This is a genomic window from Aequorivita aurantiaca (assembly GCF_030410135.1).
GTDB lineage: Bacteria > Bacteroidota > Bacteroidia > Flavobacteriales > Flavobacteriaceae > Aequorivita > Aequorivita aurantiaca.
In genome coordinates this window covers 668,370-687,221 of the sequence record NZ_JAUGQQ010000001.1, presented here as the reverse complement: position 1 = coordinate 687,221, position 18,852 = coordinate 668,370, and the positions used below count along the sequence as shown (strand labels likewise).

At 41.1% G+C, this 18,852-nt stretch carries 12 protein-coding genes; 2 read left to right on the top strand and 10 right to left on the bottom strand.

Annotated elements, in window-relative coordinates; translation table 11 throughout:
- The 3 genes from nrfD to QRD02_RS03125 are packed head-to-tail and all read right to left on the bottom strand — an operon-like array spanning position 1 to position 6,244.
- Positions 1-1,800: an NrfD/PsrC family molybdoenzyme membrane anchor subunit gene (nrfD, locus tag QRD02_RS03135; RefSeq protein WP_290253438.1), complete on the bottom strand. Its 1,800-nt coding sequence runs from the start codon at positions 1,798-1,800 to the stop codon at positions 1-3.
- Between the two features lie 36 nt (positions 1,801-1,836).
- A complete protein-coding gene (locus QRD02_RS03130; RefSeq protein ID WP_290253437.1) occupies positions 1,837-4,902 on the bottom strand; it encodes a TAT-variant-translocated molybdopterin oxidoreductase in 3,066 nt (1,021 codons plus the stop codon).
- Between the two features lie 34 nt (positions 4,903-4,936).
- Positions 4,937-6,244: a c-type cytochrome gene (locus QRD02_RS03125; protein WP_290253436.1), complete on the bottom strand. Its 1,308-nt coding sequence runs from the start codon at positions 6,242-6,244 to the stop codon at positions 4,937-4,939.
- 222 nt (positions 6,245-6,466) lie between these two features.
- Here QRD02_RS03125 and QRD02_RS03120 point away from each other — a divergent pair, with 222 nt between their 5' ends.
- Positions 6,467-6,862 (top strand): SPOR domain-containing protein, encoded by a 396-nt coding sequence (locus tag QRD02_RS03120; RefSeq protein ID WP_290253435.1) that lies wholly within the window; start codon positions 6,467-6,469, stop codon positions 6,860-6,862.
- A gap of 14 nt (positions 6,863-6,876) precedes the next feature.
- Here QRD02_RS03120 and QRD02_RS03115 read toward each other — a convergent pair whose 3' ends face one another.
- From QRD02_RS03115 to rimP, 4 genes are all read right to left on the bottom strand, one after another.
- Positions 6,877-9,366: a DUF5916 domain-containing protein gene (locus QRD02_RS03115; RefSeq protein WP_290253434.1), complete on the bottom strand. Its 2,490-nt coding sequence runs from the start codon at positions 9,364-9,366 to the stop codon at positions 6,877-6,879.
- Between the two features lie 132 nt (positions 9,367-9,498).
- Positions 9,499-12,252: a translation initiation factor IF-2 gene (gene infB / locus QRD02_RS03110; protein WP_290253433.1), complete on the bottom strand. Its 2,754-nt coding sequence runs from the start codon at positions 12,250-12,252 to the stop codon at positions 9,499-9,501.
- A gap of 59 nt (positions 12,253-12,311) precedes the next feature.
- Positions 12,312-13,544, bottom strand: a complete 1,233-nt coding sequence (gene nusA, locus QRD02_RS03105; protein WP_290253432.1) for a transcription termination factor NusA — start codon at positions 13,542-13,544, stop codon at positions 12,312-12,314.
- A gap of 10 nt (positions 13,545-13,554) precedes the next feature.
- Entirely contained in the window at positions 13,555-14,019 is a 465-nt protein-coding gene (rimP, locus tag QRD02_RS03100; protein WP_290253431.1) for a ribosome assembly cofactor RimP, read from the bottom strand.
- A 153-nt stretch (positions 14,020-14,172) separates the two neighbouring features.
- On the opposite strand from rimP, the gene QRD02_RS03095 reads away from it, so the two are divergent.
- Positions 14,173-14,994 carry a universal stress protein gene (locus QRD02_RS03095; RefSeq protein ID WP_290253430.1) on the top strand — a complete coding sequence of 274 codons (822 nt, stop codon included), beginning with the start codon at positions 14,173-14,175 and terminating at the stop codon, positions 14,992-14,994.
- Between the two features lie 19 nt (positions 14,995-15,013).
- Here QRD02_RS03095 and flxY read toward each other — a convergent pair whose 3' ends face one another.
- The 3 genes from flxY to QRD02_RS03080 are packed head-to-tail and all read right to left on the bottom strand — an operon-like array spanning position 15,014 to position 18,846.
- Complete coding sequence (gene flxY, locus QRD02_RS03090; RefSeq protein ID WP_290253429.1) at positions 15,014-16,309, bottom strand: flexirubin biosynthesis putative acyl-CoA ligase FlxY; 1,296 nt, start codon at positions 16,307-16,309, stop codon at positions 15,014-15,016.
- Positions 16,306-17,958, bottom strand: coding sequence for a C45 family autoproteolytic acyltransferase/hydrolase (locus QRD02_RS03085; RefSeq protein WP_290253428.1), 1,653 nt, complete (start codon positions 17,956-17,958; stop codon positions 16,306-16,308). Before QRD02_RS03085 ends, flxY begins: the two co-directional genes overlap by 4 nt.
- Positions 17,959-17,964: 6 nt before the next feature.
- The gene (locus QRD02_RS03080; RefSeq protein WP_290253427.1) at positions 17,965-18,846 is read right to left on the bottom strand and encodes a cupin-like domain-containing protein; all 882 of its coding nucleotides are present in this window, start codon (positions 18,844-18,846) and stop codon (positions 17,965-17,967) included.
- Positions 18,847-18,852 lie beyond the last annotated feature (6 nt).

The window sequence follows — 18,852 nt, the reverse complement described above, 5'->3', positions numbered from 1 at the left end:
TTAATTCTTATTTTTTAGTGTTAATGCCTGTCCAGCCCAATCATCACGTTTTGGACTTCCGGGAAATTCACTAATTATCTCTTCCACTAGTTCATATTCACGATCGGTCATTCTACTTATCTGGTCGAAAGTAAATATTCCTATCTGGTGAAGTTTTTGCTCCAAGACAGGACCAATGCCATTGATTTTTTGAAGATTATCTTGCTTCTGAAGGGAAGGCTCAAACGTGCCGACGCTGTTCAGCAACATTTCGATTCTACCTTTGTTTTGCTCATAATCAACATCGTCAATATTTAATGCTTCAGGAGTAGCTTCATCAAAAGTGGAATCAAAATGTTTTTCCACGTTCGATGCTGGCCCTGCATCAGCAGGATATTGTTCTACGTGTTGCACGTGGCTATGGTCATCACCATGTTGGGCACGCAATCTTTTGAAAGCTTCGCCCGAGCTCTTCATAATTGTTTTCACTTCTGCCTGTGCAATAACAGGGAAGGTTCGCGCATAAAGCAGGAAAAGAACGAAGAAGAAACCTATAGTTCCAATAAAAGTTCCGATGTCTACAAAGGTAGGTTGGAACATTGTCCAAGATGAAGTCAATCGATCTTTACTGATATTTACTACAATAATGTCAAAACGTTCAAACCACATTCCTATGTTAATGATCAATGCAACAATAAATGTCCACATGATATTTCGTCTTAAGGATTTCACCCAAAGCGTTAATGGCACTATGAAATTACAGGTTATCAATGCCCAGAATGCCCACCAATAGGGACCGGTGGCAGCACCAAAGGATAAATAAGTATAGTTTTCATAAGGCACGCCGGAATACCATCCAATAAAAAATTCAATTGCATAGGCAACAGTAACAATACCTCCCGTTAACAAGATAACCTTATTCATATATTCAATGTGCAGCACGGTAATGTAGCTTTCAAGATGCGAAACCTTTCGCATTATAATAAGCAAGGTTTGCACCATCGCAAATCCGGAAAATATGGCCCCAGCCACAAAATAAGGTGGATAAATGGTACTGTGCCATCCCGGAACCACCGAGGTGGCAAAATCAAAAGATACGATGGTGTGTACCGAAAGAACCAAAGGTGTTGCCAATCCTGCCAAAACCAGGGATACTTCTTCAAAACGTTGCCAATCCTTAACGCGACCGCTCCATCCAAAACTTAAAATTCCATATATCTTTTTCTGAAATGGGCTTTGGGTTCTATCTCTGATCATTGCGAAATCGGGCAAAAGGCCAGTCCACCAGAAAACCAACGATATAGATAAGTAGGTGGAAATTGCGAATACGTCCCAAAGTAAAGGAGAATTAAAATTCACCCAAAGCGAGCCAAACTGGTTTGGTATTGGAAGAACCCAATAAGCCAACCAAGGGCGCCCCATGTGTATAATAGGGAAAAGTCCTGCCTGGACCACGGCGAAAATCGTCATTGCTTCCGCAGATCTGTTAACCGCCATTCTCCATTTTTGACGGAAAAGCAACAATACGGCAGAAATTAACGTTCCTGCGTGACCTATACCTACCCACCAAACGAAGTTGGTAATATCCCATGCCCAACCGATGGTTTTATTTAATCCCCAAACGCCAATTCCAGTTGAGACTGTGTAAATAATACAACCCAATCCCCATAGAAACGCAACGAGGGCAATGGTAAAGACAATCCACCAAGATTTATTGGCTTTCCCCAAAACAGGAGCAGCTACATCTACACTGATATCGTGGTAGGTCTTATCTCCCAGAACCAGAGGTTCTCTTATAGGTGCTTCGTAGTGTGACGACATATATAATACTTAAATAATTGGTTCTTTATTACTTTTTTATGCTTCAGTTGTGTTTTTAACTATCATTTGATAGAAAACATTCGGTCTTGTTCCAGTACTTTCAAGGAGGTGATACATTCTGTTATCCTTCTTCATTTTTACGATTTCAGAAGATTCATCATTTACATCTCCAAAAACCATTGCTCCAGTTTCACAGGCATTTGCACATGCCGTAGTAAACTCGCCATCCTTTATTGCTCTCCCTTCGCGCTTCGCGTCAAGAATTGTTTTTTGAGTCATTTGGATACAGAGGGTGCATTTTTCCATAACCCCGCGTGAACGCACAACCACATCTGGGTTAAGCACCATTCTACCAAGGTCATTGTTCATGTTGTAGTCAAATTCATCATTCTCACTATACAAAAACCAGTTAAATCTACGCACCTTATAAGGGCAGTTATTTGCACAGTACCTTGTACCGACACATCGATTGTACGCCATTTGGTTTTGGCCTTGGCGACCGTGAGATGTTGCCGCCACAGGACAAACTGTTTCACACGGCGCGTGATTACAGTGCTGGCACATTACGGGCTGAAATGCAACCTGTGGGTTTTCGTATGCCGGAACTTCCACGGTTTCATAGGTTTGAAAAGCGGGAAGATTTTCAAGTTTCTCAATTTCTTCTTTAAAAGTTTCCCCTGCAGAATAATACCTATCAACACGCAGCCAGTGCATATCGCGGAATTTTCTAACTTCATCTTTACCCACAACCGGTATATTGTTTTCTGCGTGACAAGCGATGACGCAAGCCCCACAACCAGTACAGGAATTTAAATCGATTGAAAGGTTGAAATGATGCCCAACTGTTTCCTCAAATGGGCTCCATATATCAGCCTTTCTGTCGCGAACTTCAATAGGTGCATGGTCATAATCCACAACAGGAACCGCATTCCACTCGCTTATATTTTTAGTATTGAAAATTTCTAGAGTTGTTTCTTTTACAATTTCATTGCTTCGTCCAGCCATTGTACTCTGTAGCTGAACGCATGCAAATTCGTGCACACCACTAGTCTTTTCTATATTTACCTTTTGGATGTCAGAGAAGTTCTGGTATAGCGGATATGCATTTACGCCAGTCTGCATTTCTTCCTGAATGGCAGCCGTTTTACCATAGCCTAAAGCTAAGCCTACTGAACCTTTAGCTTGACCTGGCTGAATAATAACAGGTACATTTTCAACCTTAATGTTGCCCAAACTAATGTTTACATAACTTCCGTTCAAAGCGCCATTGGAAACATGATAATTTTCCAGACCCAGTTCCTCAGCATCAGCTGCTGAAACAGTAAGATAATTGTCCCAAGAAGCTCTTGTAAGGGGGTCCGGAAACTCCTGCAACCAAGGATTGTTAGCTTGTTGACCATCACCCAAACCTGTGGATGTGTAAAGTGTGAGTTCATATTTTCCATCTTGCATTAGTGCCGAAAGCGCCCCGTTTGTAGTACTCGTTTCCATTGCACCAGCACCTTCGGCGGCAGGTTTTAACTCCTCCATCGTAACTTCGGCGCTACTGGCCAAAACTCCAGCTTCCAATGCTTTGTTCCATGATCCGCCTTCCAAAATGGAGGCAGTCCAATTTTCTTTTATATAATTAAAATAATTCGGTGCCTTTCCGGTCCACTGCATCAAGCAATCTTGAAATTGACGCGTGTTGAACAAAGGACGAATTGTGGGCTGCATAAGGCTATAGGTGCCTTTTTTTATTTGCGCATCGCCCCAAGATTCTAGATAATGAGGGGTGGCGGCAACCATTTTTGACAAGGATGCAGTTTCGTCCATTCTCATGGCGAACGCAAGAGTCATTTCAAGTTTTTTATATGCTTCTGCAAATGCTACATTATTTGGAAAGGAATAAACCGGGTTAACTCCCACGGTAATCAATCCTTTAATGGTTCCAGAAACAACGCCATTTATAACGTTCATCACTTCACTGTTGCTTCCCTGTCTAATAAGCAAAGGTTTGTTAACATCAATTACTTCACTATTGGAGTTAAAATTTAAAGCCATAGTCTGGGATTCAACGTCGGGCAAACTTGTTACCAATATCGCCCGTCTTCCAGCACTTTGAAGTTGTGCCTTTGCCCTGTTTACAGCAGCGGCAAGATGTTGGGGCAAACCAGAGGCACTGCCACCGGTTAAGGCCTTCATAATTTGATGTTGCTGGGTTGGTGTTGCCAAAACTCGCTTGTCTGCCTTTCCTCCCGTTAATGTGAGATTGGCCTCAAATTGAATATGTCTTGAGATTTTACCGTTTTTCGGAATGCGGCCTTGCGCATAGCCTTTGCTATAGCTACCTCCTTGCCAATCTCCAAGAAAGTCGGCCCCCACGGAAACAATTACATCTGCTTTTGAAAAATCATAATCTGGCAAAGCCCTAGTTCCATATTTGGCTTGAAAAGCATCAAGTGCGGCGGAACAGGAAACCGTATCATATACCACATGGCGCACATTGGGATACTTCGCCGTAAATTCAGAAATTAATTTTGAAGTGGAAGGACTTGCAAAAGTTTGGGTCAAAAGCACCACATCTTTTCCAGCCATTGCATCCAATTTTTGGGCTACCGCAGTATCAAATTCAGCCCAGCTTACTTGATTGCCGTCCACCATTGGACCTGTCAATCTATTTTTATCGTATAGTGATAGTATTGAAGCATGCACTCGGGCATTCACGCTTCCGCCGTTTTGGGCCAAATCGTTTTTCTGAATTTTGATAGGGCGGCCTTCACGTGTTTTTACCAATACATTTGCGAAATCAAAACCATCTGCCATTGTGGAGGCATAATAGTTCGCTTCACCCGGAACAATTTCATCCGGCAGCACAACATACGGAATTGATTTAACCACCGGCCCTTCACAGGCAGCCAAGGTAGCCGCCGCAGTAGAAAAACCTACATACTTTAAGAAATCGCGACGAGTAGTTGAGGAAGCTCCCAACACTTCTTTGTTGCCAAGAAATTCATCTGTAGGGATTTCCGTTACAAATTCATTGTCCCGTAGCGCCTTAACAATTACGCTGTCTTCATTCAGCTCTTCAACACTTTTCCAGTATTTCTTGTTTGATGCCATATTAGTATATGTAATAATGCAATTAATTAATTAATTAATAGTGACATTTGCCACATTCCAATCCACCCATTTCGGCAATCGTTAGTTTTGCCACACCATACTTCTTTGAAAGCTCCTCGTGGATTTTGGCGTAATATTCATTCGTTTCCAAATTCACATTCGTCTCGCGGTGGCAATCAATACACCATCCCATTGTAAGTGGTGAAAACTGCTCCACAATTTCCATCTCCTGGATTTCTCCGTGACAGGTCTGGCAGGCAACGCCCGCAACAGTTACGTGCTGTGAGTGGTTGAAATAAACAAAATCTGGAAGGTTATGGATTCGCACCCATTTCACTGGCTCAGTTTTACCAGTATAAGCTTGGTTTTCTACATCCCAACCTACCGCTTTGTATAATTTGGCAATTTCGCCATCGTAAAATTCTTTTGAATATTCCGCAGTTGCTGTTTCTGGGGCAACTTCAGAAATATTTTTATGACAATTCATACAAACATTTAAAGAAGGAATGCCTGCAGTTTTACTCTGTCTTGCGGAGCTATGGCAGTAATTACAGTCTATTTGATTGTCTCCAGCGTGTATTTTATGCGAATAGTGAATGGGCTGAACGGGAGAGTATCCCTGATCCACACCCACTTGCATCAGATAGCCATAAGCAAAATATCCTGCGGCAAGAATAAGAAAGATAGATACTGAAAGCACCAAAAATTGATTTTGTACAAAGGCCTTCCAAATTGGGGTGCGTTTCACTTTTTCCTCATACACTACCCCTTGTGCTTCCGCTATTTTCTTGAGAGTGTTTGTAACCAAATAAAGCGTGATTACAAGCAAAAGAAAAATGAGCGCTAAAGCACCTAAAATTAAACTATTCGAAACTCCACCACCATCACCTGTTGAGGTCCCGGTAGTAGCAGCTGTAGTGGGAGTTTGTGGCGCAGCTTTCGGCTGGCTGGTATAGGCTAGAATGTTATCAATATCAGTAGCTGAAAGTCCCGGAAAAGGAGTCATTATGGCCCTGTTATATTCCTCAAATATTTTTATTGCCACCGGATCGCCACTAGCAATCATTGCCTGACTGTTGTGGATCCAATCCTGAAGCCAGTCACGATCATATTTTTCAGCTACCCCTCTAAGTGGTGGCCCCACTGCTTTGCCGTCCAATTTATGACAAGCAGCACAATTGGCTTTAAATAAGGATTCTCCAGCTGCAACATCACCTGCCGCAACATCGCCTCCGGCGGCCGCTTCATCTTGAGAATATATGGTAGTTGAAAAAGTTAGTGAAAACACTAACAGAAGAAATGGCAATTTTGAGCGTAGATGTATAAAATTCACCTTTTTCATACTAATGGTTAAATTATGGTCTAAATTGGAACAGAAACATTTACGAACAAATGTAATCATAAGGGTCGTTCTGCACCTCAAATAAAGGGACAAAAGTACATTATAAAGTCGATTTTGAAAATCCAAACAAAGTGTTAACTCTTAATTTATATTTGTTCTAAATAATTTTTTCGGCCTTCCCGAAGTTATTAAGTTTTACATTTGCATTAAATATAAATTAATATGAATTCCCACCCGATTCCGAAAATATTTATCGTCAGTATTTTATTGTTTTTTGTCTCTGGAAAAGCCGTTGCACAGAGCGCGACTTTAACGGTAAACCAAGATCCAAAAATTACAGAATTACTGGAGCTGAAAAAGGCGCTTGAAAAGGACCGGGAATTTTCCGATGGATATACAATTCAACTTTATTACGGAGAATTGGATAAAGCGAATCAAGTTCTGAGAAAATACAAAGGGAGCTATAGCAATTGGCCCGCATCAATAGAATATGAAACGCCCAACTACAAAGTATGGGCAGGAAACTTTACCACGCGCATTGAGGCGGAACGTGCCTTAATTGAAATTCAGAATAACTTTGCATCGGCATTCATTTTAAAGCCCGAAAGACGAAAATAAGAACCTGTAGGCCGTTATCCGTTATGGGTTGCTTTTCCCATTTTTGAATTAATTAAATTAGTGTCAACGCCCGTCGATTGGGACTTTGGGCCCCACCAATTCTTCATTCTGTTGTAATCCAAATAATAGCTAACGCGCAAGGAAAGACTGTTGAGCTGCGGTTCATCAAAAAGATTCTTGAAATTGTTTGTCAAATTTACCCGGGAATCGCTAATATAACTTTCCATTGCATTTCTGTAAAGCAGTGAAAGTTGGCTGCCTGGCGCGAACCACCAAGAAAAGCGAACATCTACATTCCAGTTATTGTATGTTGCATCTTGGTTTTGGCTGTAGTCTGTATTTATGAGAAGAGTTCCGTCATCCTGCAATGTGAGGTATTGGCTATAATCCACTTCGGAATAATAATGTCGGAAGGCCAAATTGAGCGCCATAGTATTGTTGAAAATATACTGCGACTCCAATGAATTTATTACGGTATTTCTATCCCGTTTTCCAAAAATTATATCTTCCTCAACCAAATCCACGAATCCTTCTTCTTTGTCTGAAAGCGTGACATTGGTGCTTAAAAACAGTTTCCATTTATCTGATATGCGATATTGTGGTTTCAGTTCCAGCCTTAATTCCCCGCGGCCGGGTTCGTTATATTTATACCAATCAATGGTGGCATCTACGGCAAGTTTTTTTCTGTAGTCGGTAGAAATCCAACCCCAAACATCATAATAGTCGGGAACAATTACGTATTTTCCGGCTACCCTCGGTTCGTATATGTCATTTGTTCCAAAGGGAGTCGTTTCAAAACCGCCGCCAAAGCCGAAAAATTCCTTTGTGGTGAAACTGGAATTGAAATTGAAAAGAAGCCTGTTGTAAAGATCAGTTTCGAGCCTTCGCGTATAGTTCAAATTAAAATTCAGGAATAGATTGTTCAAATTTCCTTTCGGCTGAAGATAGCGATATCCATAATATCCGGAATACGTTATGAAATTCACATTGCTTGAATATCCCAGATCATTAATATCATAATTCTTAGTTCGAAAATTGATTTCTCCGGAAAACCTGTTTTTACCGCTAATTTTTGCCATTCCGCCAATACCTTCAACACCAAATTTTACATCGCCCTCCTTCACCCAACTGCCCTCGGCACTGGCATAATAATTATAGGTGTTCTTTTTATTGGTGAGGTCCATATACAGGCCCGTTGCGTTCGCATCGCGAAAATCACCTTCACGGACTACGTTGGTATTCACAAATGAAACCGAAGAACTATCCCCGAAGCGTTGGTCCAAAACCACTATGTTATAATTTGCCAATGGCTCCACTAATTCCTTGCGTGTTTCTTCGGTTTCGACATTTTTGATATCGGCATAAGTGCGTTCAGTAATGGCGTTAAATATTCCAATTCCTAGATTATCTTCCGTTCTTCCAGAAATTTTAAAAGCATTTATCAAATCAACCGTAGAAGGATAGACCTCAATCTCCTCGTTTTCATTAAGATTTGGATTTCCCGAAGGATAGCCACCTACACGGCGGGAATAAAAGAGATTGCCCTTTGTAAACAATTCCGTTCCTTCGGTAAAAAAAGCACGATTTTCTTCATATTGTGTTTCAAACGCAGATAGGTTTAACACCTCTGCGTCAAACTTTGATTGCCCAAAATCTGGAATTAAAATCATATCCAAGGTGAAGGCGTCATTGATGCCGTATTTAAGATCCATTCCGCCATTAATAATTGTTTCGGTCTTGCCGTCGTAATCATTCACATAGGCCGATACATAAGGCTGGAACGAAAGTCTGATGGGAGATTGCACATTCTCAATTCCATAAATTTCTCCATCGTAAATTGAAAAGGATCCTTTGGTATTATCAATTGGACTCCATGAATAGCGAATCCTGTCCCTTCGGAATTCACGTTCCATATTTAGGCCCCATAACTGCTTGCTCTTACTTGGGAACCGCACCTCGGAATAGGGAATAAATATTTCGGCAACCCATCCATCTTCGTTAATTTTTACGGCGCTATACCATATTCCATTCCAAGAACTGTCTTCGTTGTCATTTGTCATTTTAGCATCATACTGCACTCCGGCGGCCGTGACTATAAACTGCAGACTTTGTTGTCGGTCATTGTAGCCATTTAAAAGAATAAAGAAAAAATCATCGTTGCCGATGCCATCCCTTTCGGTTAATTCTTTTAGGATTTGATCGGGATTCGGGTCCATCATTTTGGCACCGAAGTATATTCCCAAATCATCATATACAATTTTAACGTCAGTTTTAAGACTATCTGGAATTGGCTTGCCATTGGTTGGCATTCGCTCAACAAAATCGGTAGCAATGGGAGCATTTTGCCAAACGGGATCATCTAAAATTCCATCAATTTTAGGAGCTTCGTATATTCGGGGAATAGTTATTTTTTTCCGTGGAATACTGTCAGAAGTTTGGGAATGTGTGCTAAGACCGAAAAATATGGCAACTGTGAACAGAAATGCCCTAAAGAAAAATTTCATTTGAAAGTTTTCTTAATAGACACGCAAAAAAAGTGGATGTTACAATTTTTGGAATATTAAAATTGATCCAAATCAAAAACGACCCAAAAAAATACTTCTTGGGTCGTTTTACAAAATATATTGAACGTTAAATTACTTCAACTTTTTCTTTACTGCAACCTCTTGGAAGGCTTCAATAATATCATTTTCATAAATGTCATTGTAATTTTTGATTTGAATTCCGCAGTCATAACCTTTGGCTACTTCCTTCACATCATCTTTAAAACGTTTTAGAGAGGCGAGTTCTCCCGTATAAATTACCACGCCTTCGCGGATTAATCGTATTCCCGAGTTTCGGAATATTTTTCCGGTAAGTACCATACAGCCTGCAATGGTGCCCACTTTTGATATTTTGAACGTTTCGCGAATTTCAGCGGTTCCGGTAATTTCTTCCTTCATTTCTGGGGAAAGCATTCCTTCCATCGCATCTTTCACGTCGTTTATAGCATCATAAATGATGGAATATGTTCGGATATCAATTTCTTCCTTATCGGCAATTTGGCGCGCATTGCCCATTGGCCGAACGTTGAAGCCAATAATGATGGCATCGGAAGCCGAGGCCAGCAATACATCGCTTTCCGTTATGGGACCCACTGCTTTGTGGATAATATTTACTTGAATTTCTTCCGTTGAAAGTTTTTGGAAGGAATCTGTTAACGCTTCCACTGAACCGTCCACATCACCTTTCAGGATAATGTTCAATTCCTTGAAATCGCCAAGTGCAATACGTCTTCCAATTTCATCCAGCGTAATGTGGCGCTGAGTTCTGACTGATTGCTCCCGTTGAAGTTGCGTTCTTTTGGTAGCGATAGCTTTTGCTTCCCGCTCGTCATCGAATACATTGAACTTATCCCCCGCTTGAGGCGCTCCGTCCAAGCCAAGAACAGAAACTGGTGTTGATGGCCCCGCTTCTTTAATATTGTTGCCGCGTTCGTCTTGCATTGCCTTAACTTTTCCGCTGTTCTGGCCGGCAAGAACGTAATCACCCACCTTAAGTGTTCCTCCTTGAACAAGTACGGTGGAAACATATCCACGACCTTTGTCCAAGAATGCTTCCACGACGGTTCCGAATGCTTGACGGTTCGGATTTGCAGTAAGTTCGAGCAATTCTGCTTCAAGAAGTACTTTCTCCAACAACTCTTTAACACCTGCACCTGTTTTGGCAGAAATGTCGTGCGATTGAATTTTACCGCCCCAGTCTTCGACTAGCAAATTCATTTGAGCAAGACCTTCTTTGATTTTTTCCGGATTTGCGCTTGGCTTATCTATTTTGTTGATGGCGAAAACAATCGGAACTCCAGCCGCTTGGGCGTGGCTGATTGCTTCCTTGGTTTGGGGCATTATATCATCATCTGCCGCTACAACAATAATTGCAAGGTCCGTTACTTGAGCTCCACGGGCGCGCATTGCAGTAAATGCCTCGTGACCGGGAGTATCGAGAAATGCTATTTTTTGGCCTCCTTCAAGTTCAACACCGTAGGCACCAATATGCTGTGTGATTCCACCGGACTCACCCGCTATAACATTTTCCTTTCGAATATAATCCAGTAGTGATGTTTTTCCGTGGTCAACGTGTCCCATTACGGTAACGATTGGCGCACGCGGCATTAAATCTTCCGGCGCATCTGTTTTTTGATCGACGGCCACTTCAATGTCTGCGGTTACAAATTCTACTTCATATCCGAATTCCTCGGCAACAATACTTAAGGTTTCGGCATCTAAACGCTGATTCATTGTCACCATCATTCCCAAACTCATACAAGCTGAAATAATTTTGGTGACAGGAACATCCATCATAGTTGCCATTTCACTTGCTGTAACGAACTCGGTAACTTTTATAAGTTTGTTATCCGCCTCTTGTTGGGCAAGTTCATCAAATTTTTGACGGTGTGTATCCCGCTTTTCGCGGCGGTATTTTGCGCCCTTCCCTTTGGAAGATTTGCCTTGCAGTTTCTCCAAGGTTTCGCGCACTTGTTTTTGTACTTCTTCTTCGCTGGGCTCTTCTTTTGGTGCCGTGCTTCTTCCTTTTCTAGCTGGACCACGGTTGTCCTTAAAATTATTGGTATTTCCGGTAGTTGCATTTTTAGGGGCTTCCTTACTTATGCGGCGTCTTTTCCCTTTTTTGTCCTTTTTATCGTCAGTCTTTGTTTCCTTTTTCTTTTCCGGTTTTTTGAATTGGGTAAGATCTATCTTCTGTCCGGTAAAGTTGGGGCCCTCAAGTTTTCGATATTGCGTGGTTACGGTATCGGATTCTTTAGGTGTTTCTTTCTGAGGCTCCTCCTTTGGCGTAGGGGTTTCTTCTGCTTTTTCTTTAGGTTTTTCAACACTGATCGGCTTTTCCACTTTTTGGGGAGCGATGGGTGCTGGTTCTTCTTTCGGCTCTAATTGCTGGATTTCCGCCTCGGGCTTTTCAGCTATAATCTCAGGTTCCGCTTCTATTTTGGGTTCGACGGGCTTTTCCTCGGTTTTGGCAGGCTCCTTTTTTGGTTTTCCGGCATCCAAATCAATTTTCCCTACTTGCTTGGGACCTTCAAGTTTGGCTTCTGCCTTAATAACGCGTGAGGCTTCCTCCTTTTTCTGTTTTTCTTCAAGCTCCCGCTCGCGCTCCAAACGTAATTCTTCTTTTTCTTTGCGTTTTTCTTCGCCTACTTCTTTTGAAGCTACTTTTTTACTTTTGTCGGTTTCAAACTCTTCAAAAAGAACTTCGTATTCTTCACCCGTAATTTTGGTATTGGGACTTGCGTCCACATCGAACCCTTTGGAACCCAAAAATTCCACGGCACGATCCAACGAGATGTTGAACTCACGTAATACCTGACTTAGTCTTTTCGTTTTTACTTCAGCCATAAATGCTTTTCCTGTTTTTTCTTTTTAAAAAATTTGTATAAAAGTAATTAAAGTTTCAACTACTCCTCAAATTCTTCTTTTAATATATTTATTACATCGCGGATGGTTTCTTCTTCCAAATCGGTGCGTTTCACCAAATCATTGATGTCGTGCTCGAGTACGCTTTTTGCCGTGTCAAGCCCTATTTTATGGAATTCTTGGATGATCCATCCTTCTATTTCGTCTGAGAATTCGGTTAACTCCACATCTTCCTCGGCGCCTTCGCGAAGAACGTCAATTTCATAACCAGTCAATTGGCCAGCTAGACGAATGTTGTGCCCGCCGCGGCCGATAGCCTTGCTCACTTCTTCTGGGCGAAGGATTACTTCAGCACGTTTTTTTGCCTCGTCTATTTTAATTGAAGTCACTTTTGCCGGACTCAAAGCACGCGTGATATATAGATTTAGGTTGGTTGTGTAATTGATTACATCAATATTTTCGTTGCCCAATTCGCGAACTATTCCGTGGATTCTAGAGCCTTTCATCCCAACGCAAGCTCCTACTGGATCAATACGGTCATCGTATGAATCTACAGCTACTTTTGCCTTTTCGCCGGGGATGCGCACTACTTTTTTAACGGTAATCAAGCCATCGAAAACCTCCGGGATTTCTTGTTCGAAAAGCTTTTCAAGAAAAACGGGATTCGCACGGCTCATAATGATAGTGGGCTTGTTTCCTTTAAGGTCCACACTTTCAATAATTCCTCGAACGTTGTCACCTTTTCTGAAAAAATCTGAAGGGATTTGTTTTTCCTTCGGAAGTATAATCTCATTGCCTTCATCATCCAAAAGGATTACGGCACGGTGACGGATGTGATGCACTTCCGCAGTATAAATTTCGCCCTCAAGATCCTTGAATTGTTTGTAAATAATGGTATTGTCGTGCTCGTGTATTTTTGAAATAAGGTTTTGACGAAGCGCCAAAATGGAACGACGACCAAGGTCAATAAGTTTAACTTCTTCCGAAACATCCTCGCCTATTTCAAAATCGGGCTCAATTTTTCTTGCTGCGCTCAATGAAATTTCCTCGTTTGGATCTTCCACTTCGCCATCGGCAACAACAATTCGGTTTCTCCAAATTTCAAGATCGCCTTTGTCCGGGTTTACGATAATATCAAAGTTATCGTCGCTTCCGTACTTCTTCTTCAATGCATTTCTGAAAACGTCCTCCAGTATCGCCATTAGCGTTACTCTATCTATTTGTTTATCGTCCTTAAATTCCGAAAAAGAATCGATTAGTGCTAGGTTTTCCATATCAATCCAATTAAAATGTTATCATCACTTTTGCTTCCATAATATTCTTATAAGGCAAGGTAGCCTCTTTTTGAACGGTCACTTTACCTTTCCCGACGGGCTTTGGCTCACGTGCGGACCATGTTAAGGTACAGTTTTCTTCGTTCGCGGAGATTAACTCTCCTTCAAATTTTTCATCGTTTGTGGTTTTCACCTTTATATTTCTCCCAATATTTTTTTTGAACTGCCGAGGTAACGTTAAGGGTTCCGAAACACCGGCGGACATTACTTCCAAAGAAAAGTCGTATGCTTCACGGTCCAGATTGTGTTCAATTGCACGACTAATGGCAATACAATCTTCAACCGTAACGCCAGTATCGCCGTCCAGAATTACCCGTATTTGGTTGTCGTCAGAAATATTTAAGTCAATCAAAAACAGCGAGGTGTTTTCTTCCAGCGCATTTTCCAGCAGTTTTGCTACTTTTTCACGCATCATTTTTAGCTATAAAAAGAGGGGACTTTAGTCCCCTCAGATAGTTTCGTATCAAATTCGGGGCAAATATACTATATTTTTTAATATTATAAAAACCAACGGCAACCGAATTATTTTTGTAATTTAAGGGTTGGAAATATTAAACCTACCCTTTTTATGAAACGAATTCTCGTCCCAACGGATTTTTCCGAACAAGCTGAAAATGCCCTCAAGGTGGCCGTCAAACTAGCAGAAAAACACGACAGCCAAATCTTTGTGCTCCACTCAATGGAAATGCCCCTACATCTGGCTACAAGCAGTGATTCTGGAAGCCTTCCCGAATCACTTTTTTTTATCAAACTTGCGGAAAAAAGATTTGGAGACCTTCGAAACAAGAAATATTTGGACGGAATTACCATCAATGAAGCCATTGGCCACAATGAAATATATGAGGATATTGAAGCGGCCTGCAAAGCAAATAATATAGACCTTATAGTTATGGGTTCCACGGGAGCCAGCGGTTTTAAAGAGATGTTTGTGGGCAGCAATACAGAAAAAGTGGTGCGTACGTCCAAAACTCCTGTGCTTGTTATTAAAAACCACCATCCTGTTTTTGATATCGAAGATTTTATTTTTGCTACCGATTTTTCTGAAGAAGGTAGAGGCGCAATGGATAAGGCGCAAAAATTCGCTAAAAAGGTTGGTGCAAAAATGCATCTTCTTTACGTAAATACTCCCGCAAACTTTAAAACTTCAACTGAATCTCAGGATTTAATGGAAAAATTTATCAGAGGAATGGGAGTTGAGAACTATTCCTTGAATATTTATAATGATACTTCCGTAGAAAAGGGCATTTTAAATTTTGCGAAGTACATCAATGCACAACTAATTGGAATGGGGACCCACGGCCGTAAGGGACTATCACATTTTTTTAATGGCAGCATTAGTGAAGACATGGTGAACCACGCCAATATGCCGGTAATCACCTTTAAAATATAGATGAAGCCATTGTTTTAGCCTAAATTCTTCTATCAATCAAATCACAAGGCTTTCTGCTTAACGGAGGAAAACGGAGCACCTCAATTTCTTGGGGTGTAGCGAATTCTATCTTTGGCGCGACGCGCAATTTTGCTCGAAAGTGATCTTTTATTTCCAACAATAAATCCTCGGAAACGTTTTCCGAAGCAATTCGAATAAGTATTTCGTCCGTTCCCAATTCATTGTGGAAAATTTCAATCACGTAACTTTCAATCCCCCCAAAATCATTGAGAATATTATACATTGCGGGTGGATACAGCGTGGTTCCTTTATATTTTATCATCTGTTTTTTTCGGCCCACAACTGGTCCCAAGCGCATGGTGTTTCTGCCGCATTTGCATGGTTGATTGTAAGCCTGGACCATGTCGCCAGTTTTAAAACGCAGCAAGGGCATTGCTTCGACGCCCAACGTTGTGATGGTCAACTCACCTATTTCCCCTTCCGAAACAGGCAAATTGTTATCATCCAGAATTTCTGCAATAATAAGTTCTGGATGGTGATGGCCGCCGTTGTGCATTTCGCATTCGTTGAAAGCTGTGCTCATTTCAGTGGAAGCGTAAGTTGAAAATAGCTCAATATTCCAGTCCTTTTTTATTTTTTTTGCTAACATATTTAATGTAAAATCCTGCTCACGAATGGGCTCACCTATGCAGATAGCGGCTTTCACTCCAGAATTTTTTAAATCAATTCCGTGCTGTTGTGCATATTCAATGAGTTTCAAAAGAAAGGATGGAACCGTCAGTAAATAGGTGGGTTTGAACTTCAAAATTGAATCCCACTGCAATTCCGGAATGCCTGAACCTACGCGAATAATTCCCGAACCGAGCTTTCGCGCGCCCAAAAAATAAGCCAACCCCGCCATAAACCGCCGATCCATCGTGGTCATTAATTGCAAAATATCATCCTTTCCAACGCCGCAGCACGCCAAGGAAATTGCCTCGTTATACGCCAACCGTTCCAAATCTTTATCGGTCAAGGCAAAAATAACGGGATCGCCCAAAGTGCCCGAGGTAGTTACGTAATCAATGATTTCAGATTTCAGGACACAAATAAAATCGTCATTGAATTGCTGAAGGTGATCTTTGGTAGTAACGGGAATTTTTTGAAGTTCCTCCAAAGTTTTTATCTCTGAAATTGCAATGCCGTTCTCTTCAAAAAATCGTCTGTAGAATGGAGAATTTTCATCCAAATAATGAAGCATTTCTTTCAGTTTTCCTTCCTGAAAAATTTTGATTTCTTCTTTGGATGCCTTTTCTATTTCGGGGATCTGTTTCATAATTTCTTTAAATATTTTTCAATATTTTCTTTATCGGGAACGGTTGTAATCTCTTTCACCAAAGCCATATTAAATGCATTTTTTGCGGCGGCATCGTAGTTTTTTTCAAAATAATATTTCCCTGTCAAATAATACGCCTTCCAATATTCTGGATTCTTTTGCTGTAATTCTGAAAGTATTTCGGGTGAAATAGTTTCCCCCTTTTCTATTGCCGTCTCCACTTCCCGCTCCAAAATTCGGTATTCTTCGTAATTTTTATATTCTTTTGAATGGATAAATGGATCTTCTGCAATGGTTCCGATGGCATTTGAAATACTTTTCCCAGAAATTCCTACCCTATTCTTAAAAATTTCATCTAAATCATATTCCACAAATTCCCCCAATTGATAAGTATTTGACGATACCCAGACCTTTTTACTTTCCGGTTTAAAAATAATGCCGTGGTGTGCCAAAAGCTGGTTTAAAGCCTTTTCATTTCCGAAACCAATTTCCTTTTCGTCCAATCCTTTTTTATTCCGAAGAATGGAAACCGCGCCATTAACATCCAATTTTTCGGATTTTGAGATTAATTCCTCCATCCGCTGAAAACGGTACATCGAGTGGCTTTCGGCAATCCATTCAATATTGCGCTTGTCATTTTTGTAGGGTTCACTTTGAAAATGATTGGAACAAATTAATTGTTCGGTATTTTCAACTTCGTAAACGCCAAAATTTTCGGGCGCAACTTCAATTATTGCGGCTTTTTTATCCTTGGCGCTACCCACAAAAATAGCCTCCGAAACGAAAACTTCGCGCTTTTTTGCAATGGCAATTGCTTCTTCAATCGTGGAAGCGTATTGCAGGATTTCTCTCGTTACAATGGATATCGGTGTTTTCGCCGTCATTGGAATTTCCGATTTACCGGCGTTTATTGTAACCGTCAATCCTTCCTCATTCATTCCCGAAACCACCCCAATCATCCCGCCCCACGTGACAGACATAAATTTATGCCCTTCGGAAGGATTTACGAAAGCGATTATTTTTTCCTCCGCAAAATCATCACCTGCGTAAAAGTCGAAATTTCGTGCAATGAGCAATTCCCCATCCACCGTTTTTTCGTCCCAAACCGCGAAACTGGAACAGCCCACGAGCATCAAATCCTGCAGGGCGTGGCCAATATCGTGGGCGCCGTGCAGATAAAGCAGCCGCAGATATGGTTCGGCAATTTCACCGAAATTTTCCGAGGAATATTGGGAAAGCCCGTAAAGTTCTGCTTTATATTCCTCGGGAATATGAAGGTGCATTTTGCGGTTGTACCACGCCAAAAACTTCCGAAGCAAAAATTGCTGCGTTTTTGACGGCACCAGATCATTTACCTTTTCAAAGAAAATTGCTTCCTGTTTTTGCATCAAATCCTGTGTGAGGCTTCCGGTAATTTTTCCTATTTGCAATGGATTTCCCTCCACATAGAGTTCCCATTGGCCATGTTTATTTTTCAGTAGAAAATTGTTTCCGGCAATAAATGTGGAGTCGTTAATTTTTACTTTTTCAGGGATTGCTGAATCAAAACTACTGATATCCGGCCTATTGTGAATTGATTTTGAAACCCCGCATGAATTCAGGAAAAAACCTAAAAAAACACCAATCCAAATAATCCGAAAAAGCTTCATTTTGAATCAATTTTTTTTGAGTTTGGTGGCGCGCTTGTTTGTTCTTAAAAATGTCCTGTTTTCTTTGTAATCGATCCATTTTTGGCCAAAAGATCTTCGCATTAGGTTTTCAAAATGCCGCATAAAAAACACATTGTAAAGCATGTTGCCAAACCGCCCTAAATGCCGGGGAAACGCCCGTAGCGTCATGGAAAAACCACCGTCCAAATATTTAATATAATGCCAGTAACCGCTGGGCATGTAGAGTGCGTCCCCATGTTTCATAGTGGTGTGCAGCCCTTGTACGTACTGTAGCGCAGGAAATTTTTCAAAATCAGGTTTGTCAAAATCTATACTTTCCAAATTATGGACCGCAAAAGGAATTTTATACAAAAGCTTTGTTTGCTTCGGAGAAAAAAGGGTGACGCTTTTGGTGCCATGAAAGTGAAAATGCACCAAATCTGCCAAATCCATATCATAATGTGGCAACACTTTGGAACCCTGGCCCCCAAAGAAAAGTACTGGGAGACGCTTGAAGAATTTTAGCCCAATATCTGGGTATTCAAAATCCTTTAAAAGTTCGGGCAGCTTCACTTTTAGGTCATAAAAAAAGATACGAAGATCAGTGGGCGCCGTCTTTATCAAATCAATATAATCCGCCATTTTCATTTCGGTTGCCGGTGCCGCGGAATTTTGTTTTCCTTTGGTGGGTTCGTTATTATAAAGCGGAACAACTTGATTGCCGGCGCGCTCCCTAATATAATCCAAATTCCATTTTTGAAAAGCCGCCCAATTCTCGGTCAAACCTTCAATTAAAACAGGCTTTTGGGGCCTGTAATAATTTTTTATGAAATCTTCTTTTGAAATATTCCGGACCCGTTCAATAGGGGTGGTTTTTATTTGTCCCATAATGGA

Coding starts and splice junctions, on each gene's coding strand:
- rimP (WP_290253431.1), bottom strand. CDS start 14,019: ATGATGCGTGAAAAAGTAGCAAAACTGCTGGAAAATGCGCTGGAAGAA.
- nusA (WP_290253432.1), bottom strand. CDS start 13,544: ATGGAAAACCTAGCACTAATCGATTCTTTTTCGGAATTTAAGGACGAT.
- QRD02_RS03120 (WP_290253435.1), top strand. CDS start 6,467: ATGAATTCCCACCCGATTCCGAAAATATTTATCGTCAGTATTTTATTG.
- QRD02_RS03095 (WP_290253430.1), top strand. CDS start 14,173: ATGAAACGAATTCTCGTCCCAACGGATTTTTCCGAACAAGCTGAAAAT.
- flxY (WP_290253429.1), bottom strand. CDS start 16,309: ATGAAACAGATCCCCGAAATAGAAAAGGCATCCAAAGAAGAAATCAAA.
- nrfD (WP_290253438.1), bottom strand. CDS start 1,800: ATGTCGTCACACTACGAAGCACCTATAAGAGAACCTCTGGTTCTGGGA.
- QRD02_RS03125 (WP_290253436.1), bottom strand. CDS start 6,244: ATGAAAAAGGTGAATTTTATACATCTACGCTCAAAATTGCCATTTCTT.
- QRD02_RS03085 (WP_290253428.1), bottom strand. CDS start 17,958: ATGAAGCTTTTTCGGATTATTTGGATTGGTGTTTTTTTAGGTTTTTTC.
- infB (WP_290253433.1), bottom strand. CDS start 12,252: ATGGCTGAAGTAAAAACGAAAAGACTAAGTCAGGTATTACGTGAGTTC.
- QRD02_RS03115 (WP_290253434.1), bottom strand. CDS start 9,366: ATGAAATTTTTCTTTAGGGCATTTCTGTTCACAGTTGCCATATTTTTC.
- QRD02_RS03130 (WP_290253437.1), bottom strand. CDS start 4,902: ATGGCATCAAACAAGAAATACTGGAAAAGTGTTGAAGAGCTGAATGAA.
- QRD02_RS03080 (WP_290253427.1), bottom strand. CDS start 18,846: ATGGGACAAATAAAAACCACCCCTATTGAACGGGTCCGGAATATTTCA.